The organism is Vibrio sp. MACH09 (assembly GCF_033238805.1).
Classification (GTDB): domain Bacteria; phylum Pseudomonadota; class Gammaproteobacteria; order Enterobacterales; family Vibrionaceae; genus Vibrio.
This window is the reverse complement of record NZ_BSFZ01000001.1, coordinates 2,050,425-2,066,289: the sequence shown is the minus strand read 5'-3', so window position 1 is coordinate 2,066,289 and position 15,865 is coordinate 2,050,425. Positions and strand designations below refer to the sequence as shown.

The 15,865-nt window shown below is 43.5% G+C and carries 12 protein-coding genes; 8 read left to right on the top strand and 4 right to left on the bottom strand.

The window, feature by feature from the left end:
- Positions 1-75 precede the first annotated feature (75 nt).
- On the bottom strand, positions 76-3,543 hold the full coding sequence (gene mfd, locus CHJ_RS09165) for a transcription-repair coupling factor (protein WP_317917509.1): 3,468 nt from the start codon (positions 3,541-3,543) through the stop codon (positions 76-78).
- Between the two features lie 5 nt (positions 3,544-3,548).
- Complete coding sequence (locus CHJ_RS09160) at positions 3,549-4,118, bottom strand: PilZ domain-containing protein (protein ID WP_317917508.1); 570 nt, start codon at positions 4,116-4,118, stop codon at positions 3,549-3,551.
- A gap of 339 nt (positions 4,119-4,457) precedes the next feature.
- On the opposite strand from CHJ_RS09160, the gene lolC reads away from it, so the two are divergent.
- Genes lolC through lolE form a run of 3 tightly spaced genes read left to right on the top strand, consistent with a single transcriptional unit; the run spans position 4,458 to position 7,636 of the window.
- On the top strand, positions 4,458-5,666 hold the full coding sequence (gene lolC, locus CHJ_RS09155) for a lipoprotein-releasing ABC transporter permease subunit LolC (RefSeq protein WP_317917507.1): 1,209 nt from the start codon (positions 4,458-4,460) through the stop codon (positions 5,664-5,666).
- Positions 5,659-6,387, top strand: a complete 729-nt coding sequence (gene lolD / locus CHJ_RS09150; RefSeq protein ID WP_171754131.1) for a lipoprotein-releasing ABC transporter ATP-binding protein LolD — start codon at positions 5,659-5,661, stop codon at positions 6,385-6,387. The genes lolC and lolD overlap by 8 nt, the downstream gene beginning before the upstream one ends.
- 1 nt (position 6,388) lies before the next feature.
- On the top strand, positions 6,389-7,636 hold the full coding sequence (gene lolE, locus CHJ_RS09145) for a lipoprotein-releasing ABC transporter permease subunit LolE (RefSeq protein ID WP_317917506.1): 1,248 nt from the start codon (positions 6,389-6,391) through the stop codon (positions 7,634-7,636).
- A gap of 144 nt (positions 7,637-7,780) precedes the next feature.
- Here the strand turns inward: lolE and CHJ_RS09140 are convergent, their stop codons facing one another.
- Positions 7,781-8,290 (bottom strand): DUF2062 domain-containing protein, encoded by a 510-nt coding sequence (locus tag CHJ_RS09140; protein WP_171754133.1) that lies wholly within the window; start codon positions 8,288-8,290, stop codon positions 7,781-7,783.
- 8 nt (positions 8,291-8,298) lie between these two features.
- Between CHJ_RS09140 and CHJ_RS09135 the strand changes: the two genes are divergently transcribed.
- From CHJ_RS09135 to kdsB, 5 genes are read left to right on the top strand one after another with little or no spacing between them, the layout of a single operon-like run.
- On the top strand, positions 8,299-10,569 hold the full coding sequence (locus tag CHJ_RS09135; RefSeq protein ID WP_317917505.1) for a DNA internalization-related competence protein ComEC/Rec2: 2,271 nt from the start codon (positions 8,299-8,301) through the stop codon (positions 10,567-10,569).
- 33 nt (positions 10,570-10,602) lie between these two features.
- On the top strand, positions 10,603-12,351 hold the full coding sequence (msbA, locus tag CHJ_RS09130; RefSeq protein ID WP_317917504.1) for a lipid A ABC transporter ATP-binding protein/permease MsbA: 1,749 nt from the start codon (positions 10,603-10,605) through the stop codon (positions 12,349-12,351).
- 5 nt (positions 12,352-12,356) lie between these two features.
- Entirely contained in the window at positions 12,357-13,364 is a 1,008-nt protein-coding gene (gene lpxK, locus CHJ_RS09125; RefSeq protein ID WP_317917503.1) for a tetraacyldisaccharide 4'-kinase, read from the top strand.
- Positions 13,345-13,524 (top strand): Trm112 family protein, encoded by a 180-nt coding sequence (locus CHJ_RS09120; protein WP_171754137.1) that lies wholly within the window; start codon positions 13,345-13,347, stop codon positions 13,522-13,524. Before lpxK ends, CHJ_RS09120 begins: the two co-directional genes overlap by 20 nt.
- On the top strand, positions 13,524-14,276 hold the full coding sequence (gene kdsB / locus CHJ_RS09115; protein WP_171754138.1) for a 3-deoxy-manno-octulosonate cytidylyltransferase: 753 nt from the start codon (positions 13,524-13,526) through the stop codon (positions 14,274-14,276). The genes CHJ_RS09120 and kdsB overlap by 1 nt, the downstream gene beginning before the upstream one ends.
- 63 nt (positions 14,277-14,339) lie before the next feature.
- On the opposite strand, the gene CHJ_RS09110 is transcribed toward kdsB, so the two are convergent.
- Positions 14,340-15,857 carry a SpoVR family protein gene (locus tag CHJ_RS09110; protein ID WP_317917502.1) on the bottom strand — a complete coding sequence of 506 codons (1,518 nt, stop codon included), beginning with the start codon at positions 15,855-15,857 and terminating at the stop codon, positions 14,340-14,342.
- Between the last annotated feature and the right edge of the window lie 8 nt (positions 15,858-15,865).

Genomic DNA, 15,865 nt, shown 5'->3' with positions numbered 1-15,865 from the left:
ACAAAAGGCGCTGAGTGTTTGTCCGTTCAGCGCAATAATGATTATATGCTCACAATAAGAGTGCCAGTATACTTATTAAGCCGATTTTGGCATTCTATTTTGTTGAAACTGGCTAATTAAATCGGAAATAAAACCAATTCGTTCCCTTCTATCGGTCAATGACGCCGATATCTTTAATTTGGTCGGCCCTTCCATCGAGTATCTATTTGGATGGTTCTGCAGCATTTTAACCAAGAACATAGGATTAATGCCTGCATCCGGGTAAAACTCGATGTAGCCTCCTTTATCGTGTGCTTCTATTTTCTTAATATCTATCTGCCTAGCTTGCTGTTTTACTTCGTTAACAGACAGCAGGTTTTTTGTGGCGTCGGGCAGGGGACCAAATCGGTCGATCAGTTCCACTTTCATTTCCGCCAACTCATTGATGTCTTTCACACTGGCAATACGTTTGTACATAGATAGACGGGTATTTACATCAGGAATATAGTCATCTGGTAGCAGCGAAGGCAATCTCAACTCCACTTCTGTCTGCTCTTTTAACAGTTCATCAAGTGAAGGCTCTTTCCCCTCTTTTAGTGCTTCAACAGCTTGTTCCAACATCTCCATGTAAAGAGTAAAACCGATGGACTGAATTTGTCCGCTCTGTTCGTCACCCAGCAGTTCACCTGCACCGCGAATTTCTAAATCGTGGGTTGCTAAGGTAAATCCGGCGCCCAAATCTTCCAATGATGCAATGGCATCAAGACGTTTAATCGCATCTTTGGTCATGGCCTTTGGATGAGGGGTAAGTAAATAGGCGTAGGCTTGGTGGTGTGAACGGCCAACGCGTCCCCTAAGCTGGTGTAGCTGCGCCAAGCCTAAGTTATCAGCTCGATTCATAATGATGGTATTGGCAGTAGGAACATCAATACCGGTTTCAATAATGGTGGTACAGACCAACAAGTTATATCGTTGATGATAAAAGTCATTCATCACCCTTTCTAACTCACGTTCTCTCATCTGCCCATGAGCCGTGGTGACACGCGCTTCTGGTATAAGCTTTTCTAGATCAGCGGCCACCTTATCAATATTTTCTACTTGGTTGTGCAAGAAGTAGACTTGTCCACCGCGCATGATCTCCCTTAGAACCGCTTCGCGGACAACCGCATCATCGTTTTGACGGACAAAGGTTTTTATTGCTAATCGTCGGGCCGGTGGGGTAGCGATAATGGATAAATCACGCATACCGCTCATCGCCATATTAAGGGTTCTGGGGATAGGGGTTGCGGTAAGGGTCAAAATATCTACGTCGGCGCGCATGGCTTTGACTTTTTCCTTCTGACGAACGCCAAACCTATGTTCCTCATCCACAATTAATAGACCTAAATCTTTAAATTTAATGTCATTTTGCAGCAACTTATGAGTACCAATTAAGATATCCACTTTGCCGTCAGCAGTGTCTTGTAATATCTGCTTCTGCTCTTTTGCGGATTTAAAGCGAGACAATACCTCTACACGGATTGGTAAGTTGGCAAATCGGTCACGAAAGTTCTCAAAGTGCTGCTGTGCAAGCAGGGTAGTCGGTACTAAGACCGCAACCTGTTTGTCATTATCTGTGGAGACAAATGCAGCGCGCATGGCTACTTCTGTTTTACCAAAACCAACATCGCCACATACTAGCCTGTCCATCGCTTTTGCTTGGCACATATCGGACATTACCGCATTGATTGCGGTAGATTGATCGTCGGTTTCTTCAAAAGGAAAGCTGGCTTTAAATGTGGCGTATTGTCCTCTATCTAGGGCAAATTTATAGCCCGGTTTTAGCTCTCGTTTGGCATACACATCTAATAATTCAGCAGCAACATCTCGGACTTTTTCGGCTGCTTTTCGGCGAGCTTTTGTCCATGATTCACCACCCAACTTATGAATGGGGGCGTTATCTTCTGCGCCACCTGAATAGCGGCTAATTAGGTTTAATGATGCAACGGGAACATAAAGTTTGGCTCCATCTTGATATTCAAGAGTAACGTATTCGGTGGTTAGTCCGCCCGCCTCTAGGGTTTGCAGGCCAATATAACGGCCAATACCATGATCAAGGTGTACCACAGGTTGTCCGGTTTTTAACTCCGCAAGGTGCCGAATTACCGTGTCGCTATTCACCGCTTTCTTATCTTTTCTGCGTCGCTGTATAACGCGATCACCGAGAAGATCGCTTTCACATATAATGGCAAAATCGGGAGAGGAGTGAATGAAGCCGTGTTCAGCGGCACCTAAAATCATTGTGTGCTGATGTGAACTTGAAATCGCTTGGCCTAAATCGTCGCATTGTACGGGTTTAAGCTTAATCGCTTGCAGAAGCTCTAGCAGTGCTTCACGCCGACCCTCAGACTCTACAGAGAAAACAACCTTACCCTTATAACTTTCAAGCAATTTACGCAGTGATGCTAAAGGCTCTTTATGCTTGTGTTGAACATGGAGCTCGGGCAGTGGCTCGATATTTGGATTTGTTCGCCCCGCTTTTGTCTTTGCGGGTTGGATGTCTAGTTGAACTTGCGGCAAGTCTTTAAATAAGCCAAACAGTTCGTCTTTTTTCAGCCAGAGCTTTTCTGGCTCTAGCAGAGGCCTTAATGGATCTACCCGACGTTGATCAAAACGGTAATCTACGTCGGTAAGAAACAGATCAACCGCCTCTTCAATCGCACCAACGGATAGCAGTTGGCTATTATCCGGTAAGTAGTCAAATAGCGTTTCAGTTGAATCAAAAAATAGGGGCTGCCAGTACTCTATTCCTGCTGGCCATGTCCCTTTAGTCACCTGCATATAGACAGATTCTGGTTCACGGCGTGCCTCAAATTGTTGACGCCAGCGGTTACGGAATTCGTCAATAGCCTCTTTTGAGGTCGGAAACTCATGCGCTGGAAGTAGGCGAATTTCATCAATGCTATCTATGGTTCGCTGACTTTCTGGATCAAATGTTCGTATGGTGTCGATTTCATCATCAAAAAAGTCGATGCGAAATGGGCTGTCGCTCCCCATAGGGAAGAGGTCAATAATAGAGCCACGACTGGCGTATTCACCCGGCCCAAACACTTGATCTACATGTCGATAGCCGGACTTTTCTAACTGTATGCGTAGTTTGTCCAGAGAGTAAAGGTCGCCTGCTTTCACCATAAGGGTGTGCTGCATCAAGAAATCTCTTGGCGACTGTCTTTGTAGTAAGGTGCTGACAGGCACGATGGTGATGCCAGAGCGTTGTGTCGGTAGTTGGTACAACTTGGCAATACGATCAGAAATAATGTCCTGATGAGGTGAAAAATTATCATAAGGCAGTGTTTCCCAATCAGGGAATAACGACACGTCGTCAGCTGAGAATTGCGCGACTTCACTGAGTAATTTCAGCGCTAACTGAGGATCTGGGACCACCAGCAGAGTATGACCGCTATGTTGACCCGCTAGCTCTGCAATTGCTAGCGGTAGAGAGGAGCCCAGTAGATTACCGACGTGTTTTTTATCTCCCGCTTTACTAGGGGAGAGTAACGAGAATAGTTGTGTATTTATTGACATGTGATTTATTGGTTTTCGCGTTCTTTTGATCGTTGGCGTAATAGTTTCTGCTGTTGATAAAGAGCGGCTTTAATCAGCAAATCTTGATCAATATCTCTCAGCATGCAGTAACTTAATGTGGCTTCGTAACCTAACTCACTCTGCTGACAGTCAATCACTTTTGCATAGCAATAGATGGCAGCCGCAGGATGGTCTAAAAATAGTTTAACGCGAGCAAGTTGATCTACCTCGACTTCGTGCGGAGCAATATAAGTAAACTGGCTGGCGCCGAATCGTGTCGTAATGCTGCGAATGCTATCGTCATCTTGTTGAGATATCATAAAAGTAAGCAGCAAGTTTAATTTACTGTTTTGATGCTCTATGAGCTGTATTAAGTGTTTAAAGTCACTGTTCTTTAATTCGTTGATGGCACTTTCTGCCAGACTATCCACTTGGCTAAATTCGCTTGCGACGATGAATGGCGCTGGAATTTCAGAGGTGAAAATAGTTTCACTAGGCAAGGTAAATTCTGCATTTAGCAGTTCAACATTGACCGTCAGTTTATGGTGTACTGTGAAAAATTCTTGTTGATCCATACCTTGCTTCCTCGTTGCTCAACGGTGTGAGCAATAACAATATCCCCTTTAGCTACTTTAAGTGGTAGCAGTGCTCGCTAGTATTGGCAAACCTCTTTACGCTGTTCATGTGTTGAGGTCTTGCTTGTTTGCTGTTTAGCCGCATCATCAAGTAAGCTGGGGGTAATAATTCTGCCTTATAGAACTACTGATTATCGCTAACTAAACGCACATAGCAAGAAAAGTCACTTTTCAATGGCATAAATTCTTATATTTCTTGTCAATTCTACCAAATAAACCTACAAACAAGTCCTATTAACCGTTACATTAAAGGCTGATTTCTATTTGGTTTTTTTGTTTATGTATCATCCTGTTTCGGCTTATATTGGATTGCGTTACTTACGAGGACGCTCTGGTGATAGATTTAGTCGTTTTGTTTCTTTAATGTCGACAGCGGGAATCACCATCGGTGTTCTTTCTTTAGTCACAGTTCTATCGGTCATGAATGGTTTTGAAGCTCAGCTAAAAGGGCGAATTTTAGGTGTGTTACCTCAGGCCGTAGTTCACCAAGCTGAACAAAAAACCGAATTGACCTCATCTCCTCCTGCCTTCTTGGCGGAGCTACCCTACGTGACCAAAGTTGCTCCTGTGGTTAGGAGTGAGGCGGTAATACAAAGCCCTGCGCAATTGTCTGCGGGAATATTGTTAGGTATTCAACCTCTAGATGATGATGTTATCGCGGATCGTCTTATTGGTGGTTCGATTTCTGATTTGCAAGCAGGAGAGTATCGGATTTTTCTCGGCCATACTTTAGCTCGAAGTTTAAAAGTCTCCATGGGGGATAAAGTTAGGTTGATGGTCACCAGCGCGAGTCAATATACGCCGTTAGGTCGTATACCTAGTCAGAGAAATTTCACCGTTGCAGGCATTTTTAATACCGGATCAGATGTTGATGCCCAATTGATTATTGGTCATATCCAAGATATTGGTCGATTAATGAAATTTAACAGTAAAACCGTATCGGGGTGGCGGCTCTATTTTGATGACCCATTTGTGGTATCGACCCTTGCAGAACATACTCTGCCTGAGGGGTGGCACTGGAGTGACTGGCGTGAACAGCGTGGTGAGCTATTTCAAGCAGTTCGCATGGAAAAGAATATGATGGGATTGATGCTAGGGCTGATTGTTGCCGTGGCGGCGTTTAATATTATTTCAGCACTGATTATGGTGGTGATGGAAAAGCAGTCTGAAGTGGCGATTCTGAAGACCCAAGGATTGAAGCAGAGTCAGGTATTGGCTATTTTTATGATTCAAGGTGCCAGTAGCGGCATCATTGGGGCCTTGGTTGGTGGTGTGCTTGGCGTATTGTTGGCATCGAACCTCAATGGCTTATTACAGTCAATGGGAGTTGCGCTATTTGCCATGGGAGGAGAACTTCCTGTCGTCATTGACCCTGTTCAAATTTTGTTTGTTATTTTATTGGCGATATTGCTCAGCTTATTTGCCACCCTGTTTCCTTCTTACCGCGCATCGTCGGTGCATCCTGCTGAGGCTTTAAGATATGAGTGATTTTTTACAATGCCGTTCAATATGTAAAACCTATCGTGAAGGTTCAATGGATACGGAAGTGCTTAAAGGGGTTAGCTTCTCCATTGATAAAGGGGAGCTGGTTGCGATTATTGGCACGTCGGGTTCAGGTAAAAGTACCTTGCTACATATTCTTGGGGCACTAGACCATGCAACAGAAGGGGATGTGTCGTTTTTAGGGCAGCAGTTGCATGCCTTATCTGCCAATAAACAAGCAAAGATCCGCAATAAGCATTTAGGCTTTGTGTATCAGTTCCATCACTTGCTTGCTGATTTTTCAGCGGTAGAAAATGTCGCTATGCCTCTACTTATCGGGGGAGAGAATGCGAGCCTTGCTAAGAAAAAAGCGACAGAGATGCTTGATAGAGTTGGTTTATCTCATCGCTTGTCACATAGACCTTCAGAGCTTTCTGGTGGCGAACGTCAACGAGTGGCGATTGCAAGGGCGGTGGTAAATAACCCTGATCTAGTCCTTGCAGATGAACCAACAGGTAATTTAGACCATAAAACAGCATTAGCCATTTATGATTTGATGAGAGCATTGAACGAAGAGTTTGGTACCGCTTTCTTAGTCGTGACTCACGATGGTGAATTAGCGGGGAAAATGGATCGTCAGTTGCATATGCAAGATGGCCTACTTGTTGCGAAAAATCCGCCTGTATCAACAGATGAACTTGGCTTAACCGACGATAAGGAGGATTAAGGTGTTTTCATCGCTCTCTTTTCTTATCGGACGTCGCTTTAGTGGCGCAAAACAGAGAAATAAATTAGTTTCATTTATCTCAATTTCTTCCACCATTGGTATCACTGTTGGTGTAGCGGTGATCATTATTGGCTTATCTGCGATGAACGGTTTTGAACGAGAGTTACAAAACCGAGTGTTATCTGTGATTCCTCATGGTGAGTTTGAAGGTGTTAAAGGTGGTATAGAGAACTGGCAACAGCTAGCTTCCACTGCCGAACAGCACAGCAATGTGGTTGCTGCAGCACCTTATGTTCGCTTTACCGCGCTAGCGGAAAAGGGACAAAAGATCAAAGCGCTTGAAGTTAGGGGAATTGACCCACAAAGGGAGATGTCGGTTTCAAACCTTAATCGCTATATTGACGAAGATGTGTGGCGAAACTTTAAAGCAAGGCAACAACAGATCATCTTGGGGAAAGGTATCGCAGATAACTTAGGCTTAAAGGTAGGGGATTACGTGACTTTATTGATTCCTGTTGCCGGCAGTTCAGTGACTAAGGTTCAAGCTCCAAAGCGACAACGAGTAAAAGTGAGTGGTTTGTTGAGTCTAGGAGGACAAATTGATCACTCATTGGCCCTTATTCCGTTACAAGATGCCCAGCAATATAGTCGTCTAGATAACAAAGTAACAGGGGTGTCTGTCAAAACGGATGATGTTTTTAATGCGCCGCTTATCGTTAGGCAAATCGGCAGTAACTTATCTGTGTATGTCTATTTAAAGAGTTGGAAGCAGAAATACGGCTTTTTGTATCGAGACATACAGTTAGTTAGAACAATCATGTATTTAGTGATGGTTCTGGTGATAGGGGTCGCCTGTTTCAACATTGTCTCTACGCTTATGATGGCGGTAAAAGATCGTGCGGCAGAAATCGCTATTTTACGGACTATGGGTGCCAGCGATGGTTTGATAAAGCGCGTATTTATCTGGCTTGGGGTTCTTTCTGGTGTCTTGGGGAGTATTGTGGGAACAGTAATAGGTGTCGCGTTGGCTGCCAACCTGACGACATTAATATCGCTTCTGGAACGAGCGATTGGACACCAGTTTTTGTCGGGAGATATCTATTTTGTTGACTTTTTACCCTCCCAGGTGAATCTATCTGATGCCGTTATCGTCTCTTCTACAGCGATTATTCTTAGCTTGTTAGCGACTTGGTATCCTGCCAAAAAAGCCAGTCAGATGAATCCTGCATCAGTATTGAGTGCAAAATAACCTCAGTTTTCGCGGAGAATGTTTGTATTAATCGTTTTCCGAGAGAGATCTTATAACCGCGATACTAGCTTTGTCATTGCAGCATCTTGCTGCAATGCAAGCTGAAATTCAGACATTCACTTCCAAACAGCCGTTACAAAAACGCTATCTTGATTTACGTTGCTGCCAGCTTCTGACGACTGAATAACGCCATAAACCTCGAATACCAAAATAGCCAATCGAAGCGCAGACGACGCCGCAAACTAAGCAGCCCAGTAAGAATGGAGGCCCAATAGTACTCATTTGATTGACAATAAAGTCCCAAGATACTTCGAAATGAAAATGTTGAGAAGGGGTGCGAAGTATGACGGCTCCTACCTTATAACAAAAGTAGAACATGATAGGCATGGTGATGGGGTTACTGACCCAAACAAGTGCAACAGCAAGAGGAAGATTCACACCCAGCGCGATTGCCATCCCAGCAGACATGATCATCTGACTTGGTAGGGGAACAAAAGCCATAAACAGACCAAGAGCGAAAGCTCCGGAAGCTGAGCGACGATTTAGACACCATAGATTTGGGTTATAAAGCAAATTACCAAATATTCTAAGTGCCTTTTGACGCTTGATGACTTCATGATCTGGCATGAAACGCTGTATTAACTTCTTTGGCATTGGGAAAAATGACTCTCTATTTTAACTACTGCAATCTCGTTATATTTACTGTTACCGCGTTCATCGCTTTATATGTTGGAATTCCTCCTGACTGGCGATGGTGGCTGGTTATCACGCTTATTCTCTTTGGCAGTATACGCATTCCTTCCCTGAGATGCTGCTATCCACTGTTACTCGCACTTGGGGTGATCTTATTCAATAATTATCTTTTTCAGAAAAAAATCGAAAATCTCTTCCAAGAAGGGGAAGATATTATCATAAATGCTCGTGTTGAAAGCTTTTTTGATCAAATAACTTACGGATATAAAAGTTTAATTAAAATATATGCCATAAACGGAAAGCAATTTCCGCTGTTATTTAGACCTCGTATACAAATCGTTTACCCGCAGAGTACGCCACTTCGACTTGGTGAACACTGGAAACTCAAGGTTAAACTAACAGAGGTAAACGGAAGGTTAAATGAGGCAGGTTTTGATCAAGAAAAATACTTCCTAAGCCAAAACTGGCAAGCAAAAGGTGCGCTGCAGGCGTCAGCTGAAAACCATTTGTTAAAGCCATCGAACTCATATCGTCTCGTATTACATCAACGAATGCAGCAGCAGTCCCAGTTGTTATCTCAGCGAGCGATTTTAACCGCACTAAGTTTTGGTGACCGTTCTCAGATAAGCGATTCCCAATGGTTACAGCTTAAAAATAGCGGGTTAATTCATCTAGTGGCTATTTCGGGATTGCATATTGGTATGGCTTTCGTTTTTGGGTGGAAGTTAGGTGTCGCCATTCGCTGGGTATGTCCTCAGGGTTATTGGTTACCATTAGGTTGCGCAATGGTGTTGGCGTTAAGCTACTCGTGGTTAGCGGGGTTTAGTTTGCCGACGGTTAGAGCGCTACTTATGTGCTCTATATTGGCATTTTTCCACTTGCAACGTCTGCACTATAGCCAATGGTTTATCTTTCTGTTGACCTTGAATCTTCTGCTTATTTTTGACCCAATGTCGCTATTGTCTATGAGTTTTTGGATGTCTTTCTCTGCGGTATTTGTTATTTATCTGATTTTAAGACTGCCATATGTCAATCAACAGTACGGATTCAATAAGTGGTTGAGGATTCAGTTGATCCTCTCTCTGGCAATGTTGCCTTTTACCATTCTGTTTTTTGATGGTATTAGCTTAATGGCACCCTTGTATAACCTTTGGTGCATTCCTTGGTTTACTTTCGTATTGATTCCATTGTTGTTTCTCTGCCTTTTTCTAACCATGATTTGTCCTGAAACATCCTCCGTTTTCTGGAATTTACTAGACGACTTATTAACGCCTGTGATGTTTAGTCTCCAATATGCAACATCGAGCTGGCTGACACTTCCCAGTGGTGTTGGGGTGATTTTACTGTTTATCGCTTTGTTATTTATTGTTCGCGGATTGCTAGGAGAGAAGCTGCATAAGCTATTAGTTTTATCTAGCGTGAGTCTGGTTATGTTGAGTGGCAAAAATAGCGTTGATCACTCAGCCGTTCAGCCTTGGCAAGTGAGCATCCTTGATGTAGGACATGGGCTGGCAGTGATGATCACCAGTGGCGATAAAGTTGCTTTATATGATACGGGTAATCGGTGGGGGCAGGGCAGTATTGCTCAATCAGTGATTATTCCGGTTCTTATGAAGCGAGGCTATACAGAGATTGATACTCTGATATTAAGTCATCTGGATTCAGATCATGCGGCTGGCAAATCTATTGTAGAGCAGCAACTAAAACCGCAACATAAATATGCCAGTCAGTTGATGGCTGAATATCAGCCTTGCATTCAAGGTGTAACCTGGCAGTGGCAGCAGTTACAGTTTGCCGTGTTATGGCCGCCTAAACAGGTAATCAGAGCCTATAATCCTCACTCTTGCGTGATTAAAATTAGTGACGGGATCTCTTCTGTTTTATTAACGGGGGATATCACCACCATCAGTGAGTGGCTGTTGGTTCGTCAACCTGAACAGTTGCAAGCAGATGTCCTTTTGGTTCCCCATCACGGCAGTAACAGTTCCTCTTCCATGGCTTTTATTAACGCGGTATCGCCATCTGTTGCTATTGCTTCTGTGGCAAAGAATAATCAATGGCATTTGCCAAGTAACGAAGTTAAAGCGCGCTATAGCCAAAACGGAACAAAATGGTTTGATACCGGCCAGTCCGGACAAATAAATATTGATTTTGATAGCACAGGTTGGGTTTTATCGGAAATGCGAGCATCACAATCACTGGCTTGGTATAGGCAGATGCTTCGGAAGGGAGTAGAATAGACAGATTATTGTCCCAAAAATCAATGCACTTCTATGTCCGAACTACAAGATGAGACCACGCTAGCGACGTTTAAACGTTTGTGGACCTACATCCGAGACTATAAATCAGGTCTTATTGCTGCGGTTATCGCATTAATTGTTAATGCTGTTTCTGATACCTACATGATCTCTCTGCTGAAACCTTTACTTGATGAAGGTTTTGGTGACGTTGAAAGCGATTTTCTAAAGATTCTCCCTATTATTATATTTGTCGCCATGATGGTGAGAGGGGCGAGTGGTTTTGTCTCTACCTACTGTCTTTCATGGGTCTCGGGCAATGTGGTCATGCGAATGAGAAGAGCACTGTTCGACCACTTTATGCATATGCCTGTCAGCTTTTTTGATAAAGAATCTACAGGGGCATTACTGTCTCGTATTACTTATGATTCTGAACAAGTTTCTGCCGCCACGAGCCGGGCATTGGTGAGCATTGTTCGTGAAGGGGCAAGTATCGCAGGTTTGCTGGTATTGATGTTTTGGAATAGCTGGCAGTTATCATTGGTGCTGTTAATTATCGCCCCAGTGGTGGCTATTGCTATTGGTGTCGTATCAAAACGATTTAGAAAAATTTCTAAAAGCATCCAGACGGCAATGGGAGTGGTAACGACTTCATCAGAGCAGATGCTTAAAGGCCATAAAGTGGTGCTGAGTTATGGTGGTCAAGATGTTGAGCGTTCGCGATTTGATACCGTGAGTAATAAGATGCGTCAGCAATCGATGAAGCTGGTTGCTGCTCAAGCGATGGCGAACCCAATTATTCAACTGATCGCTTCTATTGCATTGGTTGTTGTGCTCTACCTTGCCAGTATCGATGAAATTAAAAATACCCTCACTCCCGGAACCTTTGGTGTGGTGTTCTCTGCTATGTTTGGTTTAATGCGTCCGTTAAAAGCATTGACCAATGTAACCTCAGATTTCCAACGAGGAATGGCCGCAAGCCAGACGCTATTTGCGCTGATGGATCTTGAAACAGAAAAAGATACAGGAACATATAAAACAGACAAAGCTGAAGGGTTAGTGAGTGTTGAGGATGTGACATTTACCTATTACGGCAGTGAAAAACCGGCGTTGAAAAAAGTATCTTTCGATATTCCTGTTGGAAAAACCGTCGCTCTGGTAGGGCGATCCGGTTCAGGTAAGAGTACTATCGCCAACCTATTTACCCGTTTTTATGATGTGGATTCGGGAACCATTAGCCTTGATGGTAAGAACATCCGAGAGTTTGAATTGACAAATTTACGTAGCCACTTCGCGTTAGTTTCGCAAAACGTACATCTGTTTAATGACACTATCGCCAATAATATTTCATATGCAGCAACGGAAAAATACAGCCGAGAGCAGATAGTAAAGGCGGCTGAGTTGGCGCATGCCACTGAATTTATTAATGAAATGGAAGATGGTTTTGATACCATTATTGGCGAGAATGGCGCTAGCCTTTCTGGTGGACAAAGACAGAGAATCGCTATTGCTAGAGCACTATTAAGAGATGCATCGGTATTGATTTTAGACGAAGCGACATCGGCGTTGGATACTGAATCAGAAAAAGCGATTCAATCTGCTTTAGCCGAGTTGCAAAAAGATAAAACGGCGCTGGTTATTGCTCACCGTCTCTCAACGATTGAACAGGCGGATGAAATATTGGTTATTGACGACGGTGAAGTGATAGAACGTGGTGCACATAAAGAGTTGATTGAAAATGATGGTGCCTATGCTCAGCTTTACCGAATTCAGTTTGGTGAATAGACACTATGGTAGAAAAGATATGGTTTGAGAATCATTTTCTATCTTGGCTATTGTGGCCTCTATTATGGCCATTAAGTCAGATTTTTAAACGCATTAGTCTCTATCGACGTAAGCAGTTTTTGCTTAATAGCGATCACGCTTTTCGCGCTGATGTTCCTGTGGTGGTGGTGGGTAACATTACCGCCGGGGGGAATGGAAAAACACCCGTCGTGATATGGTTAGTCGAGCAGTTGCAAAAGCAGGGGCTAAAGCCGGGTGTTGTTTCTAGAGGTTATGGAGCCAAAGCCGACCAGTATCCGTTGGTTGTTGACGCGTCAACCTCGACCAAAGCGTGCGGCGATGAACCAAAGCTTATTTTTGAAAGAACCAAAGCACCAGTAGCGGTTGACCCAAAGAGAGCGAATGCAGTGAAAGCGTTAGTAGCGCAAGGTGTTGACATTATTATTACTGATGATGGCTTGCAACATTATGCACTGGATAGAGACATAGAGTTGATTGTGGTTGATGGTGCGAGACGGTTTGGTAATCAAGCTTACATTCCTTTAGGGCCACTTCGAGAAGGTACAGAACGGTTAGCCAGCGTTGATTTTGTTATTACCAATGGCGGCACAGCAGAGAAGGGCGAAATGCCAATGTCTTTGCAACCGGGTTTAGCGGTTAATTTGGTGACAGGAGAAAAGATCTCAGTAACTGAGTTAGAGAAGTTAGTGGCATTTGCAGCAATTGGTCATCCTCCTCGTTTCTTTAATACCTTAAACTCGATGGGCGCCGAGCTGATAAAATCACAGGGATTTCCTGATCACAAAGATGTTGAGCTTGCTGAAATCGAAGCTTTAGAAAGAATTGGAAAACATGTCATCATGACAGAAAAAGATGCTGTTAAGTGTGTTGGTTTTGCAAAGCGAAATTGGTGGTATCTACCGGTTTCCGCTTGTTTTACTGACGCAGACCAACAGCAAATCATTAAAAAAATATTAGATGTTAGGAAAGAGTATGGATCACCGTCTACTTGAGATTGTTGCCTGTCCTGTCTGCAAAGGCAAATTAACCTTTGATGCTGAGAATCAAGAACTGATCTGTAAATTGGATCGACTGGCTTACCCTATTAAAGAGGGGATTCCAGTGCTGCTTGAGTTTGAAGCGCGTTCAATCAACATGAATGAGGCTCGATAATGTCATTTACAGTGGTCATTCCTGCACGATATCAATCGTCTCGTTTACCGGGTAAGCCGTTAGCGGATATTGGTGGAAAACCGATGATCCAATGGGTTTATGAACAGTCGGTAAAGTCGGGAGCTCAACAGGTAATTATTGCCACTGATGATAAACGCGTAGAGCAGGCCGCCCTGTTGTTTGGTGCGACGGTTTGTATGACCTCTTCTGCTCATGAATCTGGAACAGAGCGATTGGCTGAAGTGATAGAAAAAATGCAGATTGATCGTCAGCACATTATCGTTAATGTTCAAGGTGACGAGCCGCTTATACCTCCCGCTATTATTAAGCAAGTCGCAGATAACTTAGCCAGTAGTGATGCGCCAATGTCTACCCTTGCGGTTGAAATTGAACATCAATCTGAGGTGTTTAATCCAAATGCCGTTAAAGTGGTGACAGACAAAGAGGGCTATGCGTTGTACTTCAGTCGTGCTTCTATCCCTTGGGACAGAGATAATTTTGCTACTGAAAACAAAAAAGTCGCGCAACCACTATTAAGGCATATCGGAATCTATGCTTATCGCGCTGGTTTTATAAATACCTACATTAATTGGCAACCAACCGCTTTAGAGAAAATCGAATGCTTAGAGCAGTTGAGAGTGCTTTGGCATGGTGAAAAAATCCATGTTGATGTGGCTCTAGAGTCTCCTGCGGCAGGAGTCGATACTCCTGAAGATCTTGAGGCGGTAAGAGAGATTGTCGCCAAGTTATAGAAAGAAAGGGCTAACCTATGTTAGCCCTTTCTTTTTGTCGGTCTATGCGTGGTGACTTTTATCTTACGCAGATTCACCTCTAGCGGGACAGGCGCTTAAAATATTTCGCCGTCCGGTCTCTGTTAGCTCTTCTAGGACCACATCAAAGCCCCATAAACGGTACAAGTGCTTCATGACCTCTTCGTGTCCATCGGAGAGTGGGATTCTGTCATGCGGGACATATTGAAGTATCAATGAACGGTCGCCACGTACATCAACATTCCACACTTGAATGTTAGGTTCTAGGTTACTTAGGTTGTATTGAGCCGCCAGTTTTTCTCTGATAAGTCGATAGCCGGGATCATCATGAATATGGCTGACTTCAATAAAGTTTTTACGGTCATCATCGAGAACTGAGAACAGCTTGAAATCACGTATTACTTTCGGTGATAGATACTGACTAATAAAACTTTCATCTTTAAAATTATGCATAGCGAAATGCACGGCATCTAACCAATCGCTTCCTGCAAGGTCGGGAAACCACTCTTTATCCTCATCTGTTGGTTCTTCACAAATCCTACGTATATCTTGAAACATAGCAAAGCCAAGCGCATAAGGATTGATGCCACCGTAGTAAGGGCTGTTGTAGGCGGGCTGCGCCACAACATTGGTATGACTGTGTAGAAACTCTAAAATAAACTTGTCACTCACGACGTCTTCATCATAGAGATGATTGAGTATGGTGTAGTGCCAGAAGGTAGCCCAGCCTTCGTTCATTACTTGAGTCTGTTTTTGTGGGTAAAAATATTGGCTGACTTTACGTACTACACGAACAATTTCACGTTGCCACGGTTCCAGTAGTGGTGCGTGCTTTTCTATAAAGTAGAGCAAGTTTTCCTGTGGCTCGGTGGGAAATCGTATCTGTTCCTGTTCCGATTTCTCCTGAGATTTAGGTACCGTTCTCCATAGATCATTGACTTGAGATTGTAAGTACTCCTCACGCTCTTCCTGTCGTATTTTCTCCTCTGCGATGGATATTTTTTCTGGGCGTTTATAACGATCGACACCAAAATTCATTAGAGCGTGACAAGAATCGAGGATGTTTTCTACCTGTTCTATGCCATGCTTTTCTTCGCAATCGCTTATGTAGTTTCGAGCAAAGAGTAAGTAATCAATAATGGAACTGGCATCTGTCCACGTTTGGAATAGGTAATTACCTTTAAAGAATGAGTTGTGCCCATAACAAGCGTGAGCCATGACTAACGCTTGCATTGTAACGCTATTCTCTTCCATTAAGTAAGCGATACAGGGATCAGAGTTAATGACGATTTCGTAGGCAAGCCCCATCTGCCCATGTTTATAATTCTGTTCAGTCTGAATGAATTTTTTACCAAATGACCAGTGGTGATAGTTAATGGGCATCCCGACGCTGGAGTACGCATCCATCATCTGTTCAGAGGTGATCACCTCTATCTGATTAGGGTAGGTATCCAGCCTATAATGTTTGGCCACACGTTTTATTTCTACGTGGTAATCCTCTAATAGGCTAAATGTCCAGTCGGGCCCGTCAGATAATGTTTTGTTGTTTTTCTTTTTCGCCATGTCGCTCC